Origin of the sequence: Segetibacter aerophilus (genome assembly GCF_007991655.1) — a bacterium.
Classification (GTDB): Bacteria; Bacteroidota; Bacteroidia; order Chitinophagales; family Chitinophagaceae; genus Segetibacter; species Segetibacter aerophilus.
In genome coordinates this window covers 299,409-312,604 of the sequence record NZ_BJYT01000005.1, presented here as the reverse complement: position 1 = coordinate 312,604, position 13,196 = coordinate 299,409, and the positions used below count along the sequence as shown (strand labels likewise).

5 protein-coding genes are annotated in these 13,196 nt (G+C 40.1%); all 5 read left to right on the top strand.

The features are described 5' to 3' along the window. Positions 1-152 precede the first annotated feature (152 nt). The 5 genes from SAE01_RS08620 (at position 153) to SAE01_RS08600 (ending at position 13,017) form a co-directional block, all read left to right on the top strand. Positions 153-2,540, top strand: a complete 2,388-nt coding sequence (locus SAE01_RS08620) for an ABC transporter permease (RefSeq protein WP_147203344.1) — start codon at positions 153-155, stop codon at positions 2,538-2,540. Positions 2,541-2,705: 165 nt separating this feature from the next. Next, complete coding sequence (locus SAE01_RS08615; RefSeq protein ID WP_147203343.1) at positions 2,706-5,117, top strand: ABC transporter permease; 2,412 nt, start codon at positions 2,706-2,708, stop codon at positions 5,115-5,117. Between the two features lie 161 nt (positions 5,118-5,278). Next, a complete protein-coding gene (locus SAE01_RS08610) occupies positions 5,279-7,711 on the top strand; it encodes an ABC transporter permease (RefSeq protein ID WP_147203342.1) in 2,433 nt (810 codons plus the stop codon). A gap of 84 nt (positions 7,712-7,795) precedes the next feature. Continuing rightward, a complete protein-coding gene (locus SAE01_RS08605; RefSeq protein ID WP_147203341.1) occupies positions 7,796-10,177 on the top strand; it encodes an ABC transporter permease in 2,382 nt (793 codons plus the stop codon). A 446-nt stretch (positions 10,178-10,623) separates the two neighbouring features. Beyond that, positions 10,624-13,017, top strand: coding sequence for an ABC transporter permease (locus tag SAE01_RS08600; RefSeq protein WP_147203340.1), 2,394 nt, complete (start codon positions 10,624-10,626; stop codon positions 13,015-13,017). Positions 13,018-13,196 lie beyond the last annotated feature (179 nt).

The following is a 13,196-nucleotide window of genomic DNA, read 5'->3' as shown; positions in this document are numbered from 1 at the left end:
CTTGTACTGTCTATCGTAATGCAACACCTAACCGCGGAAACTAAAGTTGCTCAATGATCAGCATGATGAACGTAATGCGACGCAACAATGCCACTATGAAAAACAAACGCAGGTAACCGACAGACGTTAAACACAAAACTTATAACTGGTTTATGTTTCAGAACTACTTTAAAACAGCACTGCGAAACTTATGGCGAAGCCGTACTTTTTCGCTGATTAATATTTTAGGCTTGAGTGTTGGTCTTGCCTGTTGCATGCTGATTTTTTTATACAGCAAAGATGAAATCAGCTACGACCGCTTTCATGAAAAGAAAGACAACCTCTATCGCCTTACGGTCGACATGACCCATAGTGACGGCAAAGTCGATAAGATTGGCAGCACGGGAATGGTTCCTGGCCCGGCTTTCAAAAGAACTATCCCCGAAGTTGAAGATTTTGTACGGGTGCAAAGCGCTTCCTTCAATATAAAGCATGGCAAGGATGTCTTCGATCAACCTGCGCTTTATGTTGACTCTAATTTTTTCTCGGCTTTTTCTTTTCCGCTTGTAGCCGGTAACTCAAAAACAGCACTCAATGATATTCATTCAGTAGTGTTGTCAGAAGATGTAGCTAAGAAGTATTTTGGGCAACAAAAAGCTATTGGCCAAATTCTGGAGTTGAACACCGGCGAGAGGTTTGAGCCTTTTATTGTTTCGGCAATTGCCAAAAGATCTCCTCAAAACTCTTCTATTAAGATTGACATGTTGGTGCCCATGAAATTTGCACAATCGCAATCCGAAGACAACCAGTGGATGAATTTTTTTCTTAACACTTTTATCGTTTTAAAACCAGCGACAAATCCCCGCGAAGTAGAAGCAAAATTCGAAAGTGTTTTTAGAACAGAGGCCGCTGTGCAGGTAAAAGAAATGGAAGAAAAATTCGGATTAAAGGACAAGGTCCGATTTGGATTGCAGCCGTTGCTACAAATGCACCTAAGCAAAGATTATCCTGCCGATAATGGTTTAACGGATGCCAGTAACCCGATATACTCATATATTCTTACCGGCATTGCCTTGTTTATCCTGTTGATTGCCTGTATCAATTTTATTAACCTCACGGTAGCTCATTCTTTAAAAAGAGCAAAAGAGATCGGTATTCGCAAAGTGATAGGCGGACAAAGAAACCAGCTAATTCTGCAGTTTTTAGGCGAGACGTTTATACTTACATTCATCGCATTTGTGTTTGCAATTCTCCTGCTGAAACTTGTACTTCCATTCTTTAATGAACTTGCTAACAAGTCTCTCGCTATCTCATATCTTTTCGATGTAAAACTGGTAGCGGGCTACGTTTTCTTATTTCTGCTAACCGGTCTTCTAGCCGGTTTTTATCCGGCGCTGGTCTTATCACGTTTTAATCCCGTTCAAACTTTGTACGGAAGATTTAGATTAACAGGGAGAAATTATTTAGCTAAAGGCCTCGTCGTTTTTCAATTCACACTGGCTACTTTTCTTATTGTCGCCACCATGATCATTTACTCGCAATTTAATTACCTAACCCATTTTGATCTTGGATACAACGATGAAAATGTCGCCATTTTAAATACAGGCCATATCGATAGAGAAAAGCTGGAAGTGTTTAAAACTGAATTGCTGAAAAATTCATCGATAGCAGGTGTAACGGCAGACCAGGGTGGCAGATGGGGAACTATAGCTCATGTAAACGATGGAAAGGAAATGAACTTCGACTTTAAACATGTTGACGAAAACTATTTTCCTCTCTTTAAAATACCCATAGTAACCGGCCGCAATTTCTCAACTGATTTTGTATCTGATACTGCCGAAGCTGCAATCATCAACCAGACTTTCGCAAAAGAAGCAGGTTGGAAGGACCCGGTCGGTAACCAGGTTGATTTTTTCTACATGAATAAAAAGTACCGCGTGGTAGGCGTTATAAAAGACTACCATTACTTGTCGCTCGCAGAAAAAATTGGCCCGCAACTCTTCACTATGAACCCGCGGTACAAGTATCGTGACGTCTTCATAAAATTAAAACCGGGCAATGTTTCCGCTTCCTTAAAATACCTTGAAAAAACGTTCAAAGCCTTGTTTCCTGCCCGCCCATATCAATACAATTTTAAGGATGCACAGAACGATGCGCAATATGAACGCGAAGCAAAGTGGAAGCAAATTATTACGTTCGGAGCTGTACTCACCATCTTCATTTCGTGCATCGGGTTGTTTGGTTTAGCAACACTATCTGCAGAAAAGCGCACCAAAGAAATCGGTATAAGAAAAGTGTTGGGTGCGTCAGTGACTATAATTGCAGGCAAGCTTTCTACAGATTTTCTAAAACTTGTTATGCTCGCTTCAATCATTGCCTCGCCAATTGCGTGGTGGGTGATGAACAAGTGGCTACAGAATTATCCCTATCGTGTCCCAATAAACTGGTGGATGTTTGGATTTGCAGTGCTGGCGGTTGTGCTGGTAGCATTTGTTACAATTAGTTACCAAGCTATAAAAGCTGCCATCGCGAATCCTGTCAAGAGTTTGAGGACAGAGTAGAATAATTTGAAGATGACCGAATTTGAAAATTTGAACATGGAAGAAAGCGAATTTTTCGCAGTGGGCTTCTAATGCAAATTTGGGTTGCAGTGGTGATTGCTAATTTGAAAGCTTGAAAATAGCTACGCCGGGTAGTTTCAAAACCTTCTTTTAAAATGGGATTGTATGTTTAAAAATTATTTAAAACAAACCTGGCGAAGCATAACGAAGAACAAGACGTATTCAGCTTTGAATATTATTGGTCTTTCCGCTGGCTTAACCTGTTTTGCATTTATTGCTCTTTGGGTAACTGATGAAATAAGCTATGATAAATTCAATACTAATTATGACAGGATCTTTCGACTAATCTCAACCACCAAAACTGAGACCGGCACTACAGAATCTGCAGTCTCCAGTGCTCCAATGGCTAAAGCCCTTAAGAATGATTATGCTGAAGTAGAGAACACGGTTAGGTTGAAAATGCGGGAAGAAATAATTACGCACGAAAATCAGCAAGTACTTCAACCGGGAATATTACTAACAGATCCTTCTTTCTTCGACGTTTTTACATACCACCTTACAAGGGGAAACGTGGCTAACGCATTAAGCGAACCTTATTCGATCATTCTAACAGAATCAACCGCAAAAAAATACTTTGGTAACAAGAACCCAATAGGCGAAACACTTGTGATGAATATGTATGACAGTACTAACTCTGGTGCTTCGTACAAAGTGACCGGTCTAATGCCGGACCCGCCTCAAAACGCCCATTTTACCTTTAGCATGCTTGCTTCTTTTAAAACAATTGAAGTTGCACGGCCGGATGTACTTACCGTCGATGGTTGGGGTGATGGAAGTTTTTATACTTATTTGCTACTAAAGAAAGGAGTTGACTATCGGGCTTTTTCAGGTAAGATTCAGCAATTCTATGGAAAGTATGTTGGTGAGTTATTTAACATCTGGCGATCAATCTATTTTTATAGGCTCCAGCCTTTGAGGGATATACATCTACGGTCCAATCTCGAACATGAAATAGCACCAACAGGAAACATCACACAGGTTTATATCTTTTCATCGGTAGGCATTTTTATTTTACTGCTGGCAGCAATTAACTATACCAATCTCGCTACCGCACGTGCGGCAGGCAGGGCAAAAGAAGTTGGTATTAAAAAAGTAGTTGGCGCTGCTAAAAAGCAACTTATCCTGCAATATTTATCAGAGTCTGTCGCCACCGCATTCATAGCTTTATTGCTTTCATTTTTATTTTCTTTTTTGCTGCAGCCTCTTTTCTACCGGGTTACGGCCAAAAATCTTTTACTGTTTTCATCGCCACCACTCCTGTTTTTCCTTGTTGCTGTAACTGTTTTCCTGGGAGTTCTTTCAGGTGTTTATCCCGCCATTATTCTTTCGGCTTTTAAACCGGTGGTTGTATTAAAAGGCTCATTTAAATCGGGCGATAAAGGAATCTTGTTAAGAAAAAGCCTCGTCATTTCGCAATTCGTTATTACCATGATCCTGGTAACGGGCATCGTCATCATCTACTCGCAGATGTCTTTCATTAAACATAAAGATCTTGGATACAATAAGGATGAACTACTTTTTCTACGGGCAAATGGAAACGCAGAGGTGGTAGATAATTATGAAGCTTTCAGGAATGAGCTTAGAAGCAGTCCAATGATTTCAGGTATTGCCAGATCCAATTCATCCATTGTAGGTGGACTAGGCACTGGCGGAGCTGAAACCGTTGATGATGCCGGAAGTCCACTGCAGGTAAATACCTCAAGATTACGGGTGGATAGCAATTACTTCAATGTTTATGGAATTAAATTATTAGCCGGGAGAAATTTTACAACTAATGCACTAACCGATACCATTCGCCAGGTTATTGTAAATGAAATGGCGGTCAAAGAATTTGGATGGAAAACCGCTGAAGCAGCAATTGGTAAGCCGTTTAAAATGGGTGATCAAAAAGGGATAGTGGTGGGCGTAACAAACAATTTTCATTTCAACTCTTTGCAGCATGCAATTGATCCTTTAGCCATCTACCCTGTTGATAAACATTTTTCAAGAATTACATTGAAGGTTGATATTAAAAAAGCCGACCAGGTCATAGCAATGATTGAAAATACATGGAAGAAGCATTTTCCGTCCGCCTTATTTGACTATGATTTTGTAAGTCAACAGATAAAGCAGCAATACCAGTCAGAAGAACGTTTTTCAACCATATTTCTTTATTTCTCTATCCTCTCATTACTGATCGCCTGCCTCGGTTTGTACGGCCTCATCTCTTACACCATATTTCAAAAAACAAAAGAGATCGGAATAAGAAAGGTGCTCGGTGCTTCTGCCCAGGGCGTTGCAGCTATTTTATCAAAAGATTTTTTAAAGTTGGTTTGGATAGCGTGCCTCTTTGCCATGCCCGTGATCTGGTACACAATGAATAAATGGCTTCAAAATTTCTCCTACCGGATCAACATATCGTGGTGGATGTTTTCAGCTGCAGCTTTATTGATTCTGCTAATTGCTTTTATTACTATCAGCTTCCAGGCTATAAAAGCTGCCCTCGCCAATCCTGTCAAGAGTTTGAGGACCGAGTAGAATGGATGGAGGACTTTATGGCTTTTAAAGAAATAGGGTGCTTTTTGAACCAAACCTTAGAATAACTATTATACATAGTTGCGTCGCACTCTTGTACTATTATTTATAAACTCATCCTATACCTAATCCCACGAAGGGCTCACAAAATCAAAACTTATAGCATGTTCAAAAGCTACTTTAAAACTGCCTGGCGAAATTTATGGAACAACAAACTGTTTTCTCTCATCAACGTTTTCGGACTTGCGCTCGGTATAGCAGTATTTGTTTTCATAATGCAGTACGTGAGTTCCGAATGGAATGCAAACCGCTTTAATAAAAATTATAACAGGCTATACCGCACCAACGTGCAAGACAAAGATGGAAACGCCGGCTATCTTTTACCTTCCGGGTTTGCTCCAATCATTAAAAATAATATTGCAGGAATTCAAGAATGTGTAAGAGTTGCAGAAGGTATTGGAAGCGGAGTATTAACTATCACAGGCCAAAACAAGCCTGACGAAATAGCCTCTTTTAGGGAAGACAAAATTGCCTACGTCGACGGAAGCTTTTTAGAAGTTTTCACTTACCCCATAATAGCAGGCACTCCTTCATTGCGCGAGCCTAAGACTTTAGCTATATCTGAAAACCTTGCTAAAAAATACTTCAACGATGCCAATCCCATTGGTAAAACTTTGACTGTAAGTAACCAGTTTGGAAACACTCTTTATACAATTAATGCGGTATTTAAAGACATGTCTGAGCAAAGCGACATCAAGGCCAACATTCTTTTATCACTTCATACACTGGAAAGCGCTGCAAATAGAGATGGCAACGACTGGGCCGATCCGAATGGCACAAACGCTGGGTTTACAAGTATCTATGTTTTGTTGAAAGAAGGGATAAACTCAAAGCAACTAGGTGACCAGATAACCCGGTTTATAAGATCAATTAATCCAGATTCTAAAGACGACCGCGTTGCCCTGCAACCCTTCAGTGAACTACATCTCGCGCCTTCATTCAATTATCCTTTTCAAACTTTTGGAAGTTTATTATTAGTTACCGTTTTCTCCGTAATCGCATTCCTGATACTATTGATTGCCTGGGTAAACTATATAAATCTATCTACTGCCCAATCCATCAATCGTGCAAGGGAAGCAGGTGTAAGAAAGGTGTTGGGAGCAAGACGTTTTCAACTAATTACACAATACCTAACAGAAACATTCATTGTAACGATGGCTGCTGTAATCCTCGCTTTGCTGCTGGTTAATAGCTTTCAACCTTTATTCAATGAATTTACCGGGAAGCAATATTCTTTATCGACGCTCAACCCCGGCAAATTCTGGATAAATGGACTGGCAATGATCATTGCAGGGTCAATATTAGCAGGCGGATATGTAGCCTTCGTATTAAGTTCATACAAACCCATCAAAACAATTCGTGGGAAAATAGAGAATGTTGGAAATGCATTTTCCTTAAGAAAGAGCCTGGTTGTTTTTCAATTTACCATTTCTATCGTTTTCATAATTGCTGTAGTAGTTGTCTACAACCAGCTGCAGTATATGAAAACCGAAAATCTCGGTATGAACCTGAAACAACTCCTCATTATAAAAGGGCCGACTGTATCAAGCGATGGCCAGGCCAAGAGAAACCTCGCATTTAAAAATCAGTTGACACAGCTGCCGTTTGTAGAAAAACTCTCAGCTAGTAATAATGTACCGGGTATCGGTTATAACTTTTCTGCAAATGGAATAACAAGTCTTAACCCACAGCCCGGTGACGATCAGAAAGGTTATTCGATGTTCATTGCGGACGAACGGTTCTTTGATACTTATGGAATAAGCTTCGTTCAGGGTGGAACTTTCTCCGTTGACGATGCCGAGAAAAGTTGGAACAATTCGCCGAAAGTAATCATCAATCAAAAGGCTGCAGAACAACTTGGTTTCAAAAAAGATGAAAATGTAATAGGCAAAAAAATTCTATGGGGAAAGCCATATGAGATTATCGGACTGGTCAAAGACTACCATCATCTTTCTTTAAGAGAAACTATTCAACCCGCCATACATCTCGCATCTGTATCGTACGGGTTCTTTACTATCCGCACCTCGCAACAAAACATGGCATCGAAAATTAGCACAATCAAAAAGTTATATAACGAGCAATTTCAAGGCAACCCGTTCGAATATTTTTTTGCAGACGAGTCGTACGACAAACAATACACGCAAGAACAAAAGTTAGGAAGAATATTTATAGCGGCTGCGCTGATTGCCGGTTTAATTGCAGGCATGGGCCTTTTTGGGCTGGCCACTTTTTCTGCACAACAAAGAATAAAAGAAATCGGAATAAGAAAAGTATTAGGCGCGTCAGTAACACAAATCACTACGCTGTTATCAAAAGACTTTGTAAAGCTGGTGATAATTGCTTTCATCATCGCTTCTCCCATTGCTGGCTATGTAATGAACAAGTGGCTGCAAAACTTTGCTTATAAAGTAACTATAAGCTGGTGGATCTTTTTGTCTGCAGGAATAATTGCCATAATAATCGCCATACTAACCGTCGGTTTCCAGGCAGTAAAGGCAGCCGTTGCAAATCCATCAGATAGCCTGAGAACAGAGTAACGAATTGCAGCATCTTTCAAAAAAAATCAACAAGCAAAGGCTTGCCGTTGCGCAACCCTTTTTATCAATCTAAAATTTATACTCATGTTCAAAAGCTATTTAAAAACTACGTTCCGTGGTTTGCTAAATAACCGCTTATATACTTTTATAAATGTTACCGGCTTAAGTATAGGTATTGCCTGTGCCATTTTTATTTTCATGTACATAAAAAACGAATTGAGCTACGATAGCTTTCATGTCAATTCATCTAATATCTATCGGGTAACATCTGTGCAGGACAATGCAGGTGAAATTAATTCAATAGCAACTACATCACCGCCTTTAGCAGCCACACTAAAAAAAGACTTTCCTGAGATAGAAAATGTGACGCGCGTGGGGCGCTGGCATGCAGACTTTAAAAGTGGAAAAGACGTTTTTGAAGAACAGAATATATACGCTGCCGATCCATCTTTTTTGACTGTTTTTACATTTCCACTTATCCAGGGAAAATTCACCAGTGCTTTACTTAATCCCGAAGCAATTGTGTTAACCGAGAAAACAGCAGAAAAGTATTTTGGAAAAAACTGGAAAACGGAAAATGTAGTTGGTAAAACGGTATCCTCAAAAGCCGGAAAAAGTGAATTCAATTTTACAGTGACCGGCGTATTGAAAAACATTCCTCTTAACTCTTCAACGCAATTCGACTTTTTGATACCCTTTTCGTTTCTGGAGAAATTTGATAATGCAGAAAATCAGTGGGCTTTTAGTTCCTACTATACCTACATCCAAACCAAAAAAGAAGCAAATACAAACGCCTTAGCAGAAAAAATAAAAAACCACATAGCCACTTACGGACCCAACTCTTCGACTTTATTGCAAATACAACCTTTAAAAGATATTTATCTCAATTCTCATTTTGCCTTCAACTCCGAACTTGTATCTGTAGGAAACATGACCTATGTAAAAATCTTTACCGTAACTGGTATTATTATTCTTTTACTGGCTTGTATAAATTTTGTAAACCTAAGCACTGCACGTTCAATAAAAAGGTCAAAGGAAGTAGGTTTGCGAAAAACGATAGGAGCATCAAGAGGCCAATTGATATTTCAGTTTTTGTCTGAAGCACTCATCTTATGTACAATAGCTTTAATTCTTTCAGGCTTGTTGGTTGAAGTATTTTTCCCTGCTTTCAAAATACTTTATGGAAAAGACATCCAACTAAAATATGATCGCTCTTTCTTTGCGGGCTTGTCTTTACTTTTTTTAGTAACCGTATTGTTGTCGGGCTTTTACCCGGCGTTTTATCTATCATCTTTTCAGCCATTGAAAGTATTGAAGGGCGTTTTTGTTGAAAACAAAACCAAACGCTTTCGTGAAGCAATGATCTTAACGCAGTTCACTTTCTCAGTTGTAATGATTATTGCAGCAATGATTATCTCAAAACAATTAAAATACTTGCAGTCAAAAGATTTAGGTTTCGATAAGTCGCAACTGATGTATGTGAGATTAAAAAATCCGGATGTTAAGAAGAACTACCAGCTATTGAAATCAGACATTCTTCAAAGAGCTGATATTGCTGGTATTACTGCAACTACTGCAAGCATGGTTGATGTCAGCAATTCGACCAATGGAATAAAGTGGCAGGATATGAAAACGGATGATGATTTTTTAATGACACAAATGACGGTAGATGAAGACTTCGTGAAGACAATGGGAATGAAGATAATCCAGGGGAGAAACTTCTCAAAAAATTTCCCAGCCGATTCGATGGGCTATATCATCAATGAGACTGCTGCCAAAAGAATGGGAATGAGTGACAACGCTATCGATAAGAAATTGACCTTTTGGGGAGTTGAAGGTCGTGTGATCGGTATTGTAAAAGACTTTAATTACCAGGCTTTAACTACCACCATTCAACCCATGGTTTTAAGGTATCGACCAGATGAATTTCATGTTAATTTAATCATTAAAACTAAGCCAGACAAAATACCTGCAACGGTCACTTTGGTGGAGAGCTTATATAAAAAGTATGATACGGACGGGGTTTTTGAATATGGGTTTGTAGATCAGGGTATCGATAATCTTTACAAATCGCAGCAAGGCACGGGCAGAATTATATCTTCCTTTACCGTCTTAACCATTCTTATATCGTGCATGGGTCTCTTTGGTCTTGCTGCTTATACAACCGAACAACGCACAAAAGAAATTGGCATTCGCAAAGTGCTTGGTGCAAGCGTGGCAAGTATTACCTCAATGCTTTCAAAGGATTTTGTAAGGCTTGTTTTGATAGCAATAATTATTGCCTCCCCCATCGCCTGGTTTGGTTCGTATAAATGGCTCCAGGATTTTGCTTACCGCATTGATGTGGATGCATGGGTCTTTGTTGCCGCCGGAATTTCAGCCATAATGATTGCGTTGGTAACGGTAAGTTTCCAGGCAATAAAAGCGGCAATTGCTAATCCAATGAAGAGTTTAAGGACAGAATAGTCTGAACCAGGATTTAGAAAGATTTTATGGATTTTGTTGAAATGAGGAATTGGGTTTCGAGTCTTGGGTTTTGCGTTTGACTATTGAACATTGAATATTGAACATTGAATATTAAACGTTGAATATTAACACTAAGCAGCTGCAACCAAACAAGGGGTATTATTTGTCATTCCGCTTTTGGTAACCAACAAATCTGCATTCATCCCTGCCCATATTTTTCAATTGAAAATCGAACAATAACTGTACGTTTTCGTACAGTTATTGTTTTATGGCCAAAGTATAAACACCTCAAAAAGAATGAGTTATCTTTTCGGCACTGGCATTGTTTCTTTCTTTTATCTCCAATAATATCTAAGCCATTCTGTTGAATTTTAGAATAAAGTACAAGTGAGTGACACAACAGAAGCTGCATAAGGAACAATTGCCGGTAACAAAAAAGATATACTATGTTCAGGAACTTTTTTAAAACAACACTTCGCAATCTCTGGAAGAATAAAAGCAACAGCTTCCTAAATATTTTTGGTTTAGCCATAGGCATTGCATGTGCAGGCCTCATCTTTTTGTGGGTCGAAGATGAGATGGGCTTCGACAAGTTCAATGCAAAAAAAGACAGGCTGTATAATGTGCGGGTAAACCAAAAGTATGATGCTTATGTGCTTACCCACAGCTCAACACCCGGCGTAATGGGGCCTGCAATGAAGGAAGAAATTCCGGGGATTGCAAACACCTGCAGGGCAACTGAAGGAGAGACTGCGGTTCTTTTTAGAGTGGGTGAAAAATCATTATATGCCAACGGACGCTACGCTGAAAGTTCAGTGTTTAGCATGTTTACATTGCCTTTCATACACGGTAACGCAGCCTCTGCTTTCGCGGAACGCTATTCGATTGTGCTTACAGAAAAGGCAGCGGCGAAGTTTTTCGGAGACACAAAAGACGCAGTCGGCAAAACGGTAAGAGTAGATAACAAACAGGACTTTGTGGTAAGCGGCGTGGTGCAAGACCTTCCATCTAATTCAACCTTGCAATTTGAATGGTTGATGCCTTATGACATTTGGTTTCAACAAAGCCCATGGGCACATGAATGGGGTAATTCAAGCATAAGCACTTATGTAGAATTGAAAACAGGTGCAAGTCCCGAAACAATCAACAAGCAGCTATACAACTACATCCAGAAAAGAGTTCCTGCATCTATCAGTCACCCGTTTCTGTTCAGTATGAACGACTGGCATTTGTACGACCAGTTCGAAAACGGGCAGCAAACAGGCGGGGGAAGAATAGAATATGTAAGACTCTTTTCTATCATCGCGTGGATTATTTTATTTATTGCGTGTATCAACTTCATGAATCTTGCTACCGCAAGAAGTGAAAAACGTGCAAGGGAAGTTGGTGTAAGAAAAGTGCTGGGCGCAGGGAAAAAAGCCTTGATTATACAGTTTATTGGCGAAGCATTATTTATTTCAGGAGTGGCGTCGGTATTAGCAGCGATATTTATTTCACTCGCACTGCCGGTGTTTAACACCATCGTACAAAAGCAACTTTCACTTGACTTATCGAAGCCGCTTCACATCCTATCCCTGCTAATTATACCGATCATAACCGGGCTGGTTGCAGGCAGTTACCCGTCTTTATACCTTTCATCGTTTAATCCTGTTTTTGTCTTAAAAGGCATAAAAATGAAAACGGGAAGTGCTGCTTTTATCCGCAGAGGTTTAGTGGTAGTACAGTTTACCATCTCTATCGCACTCATCACGGGAACGATCATCATATACAAGCAGATACAACACGTGAAAGGGCGGAACCTCGGGTTCAATAAAGAAAACTTGTTGGAGGTAAGCATACAGGGAGAGGCAGCCTATCATTTTGCTGCAATCAAACAAGACCTGCTTTCTGCCGGGGTCGTAGAAAATGCAGCTTTGTCTGACCATACAACATTGTATGCCGGCAATAATACTGATGCTCTAAGTTGGGCAGGCAAAACTGCCGGAAGCAAAGTACTCGTGTCCGGAAGAAATGTTACTCCGGAATTTTTTGGCACGACCGGGCTACAGGTTTTAGAAGGCCGTATCCTGCAGGAAAGCGATTCTGTGCAAACGGATGGCTCATCAAAAGATATCAATGTGGTGATTACAAAGTCGTTGGCTAAACTGATGGGAAAAGAAAGTGCAATAGGTAAAATATTGTTCAACGAAGGTGACCCTACAACCAAGCTTACGGTGGTTGGGGTTGTAAATGATTATGTATATGGCAACATGTATGGAACACCCGATCCTGTAGCCTTTATGTGGCTGCCACCTAAATATGCCAGCGTAATGTATGTGCGTACGAAAGCGCAGGCAGGTACAGAAAAGGTGCTGGCAAATATAGAAGCGGTGCTTAAAAAATACAACCCGGCCTACCCTTTCAATTACCGGTTTGTAGATGACCAGTTTAATAATATGTTTTTGAGTGAAATGCTGATTAGCAAATTATCACGGGTATTTGCTGCACTGGCCATCATCATTTCATGCCTTGGTTTGTTTGGCCTTGCAGCTTACACTGCAGAGCGTCGCACAAAAGAAATTGGTGTTCGAAAAGTATTGGGTGCATCCGTATCAGGACTTGCTGGTTTGTTGTCGAAGGACTTTTTAAAACTCGTCGCGTTATCATGTCTCGTTGCATTCCCGATATCATGGCTCGCTATGAATAAGTGGCTGCAAAACTATACTTATCGCATCGATATCAGCCTTTGGATTTTTGTTGCAGCGGGCGCGTTGGCCATAGTAATTGCTTTGGCAACAGTAAGTTTCCAGGCGATTAAAGCGGCTGTTGCAAACCCTGTTAAGAGTTTAAGAACCGAGTAGAAGCCCCGACCCTAAAGGGAGAAGAGAGATTTTTATTAGCCCCCCCCTTTAGGGGGTTGGGGCAACATCGTTGCGTCGCACTCTTGTACTGAAGCAATTTGCTGAGCTAGCTAAAAATGTACAAGTGAGTGACACAACAGAAGAAGAGTGGAATACTAATGTCGGCCAACAAAAAAAAC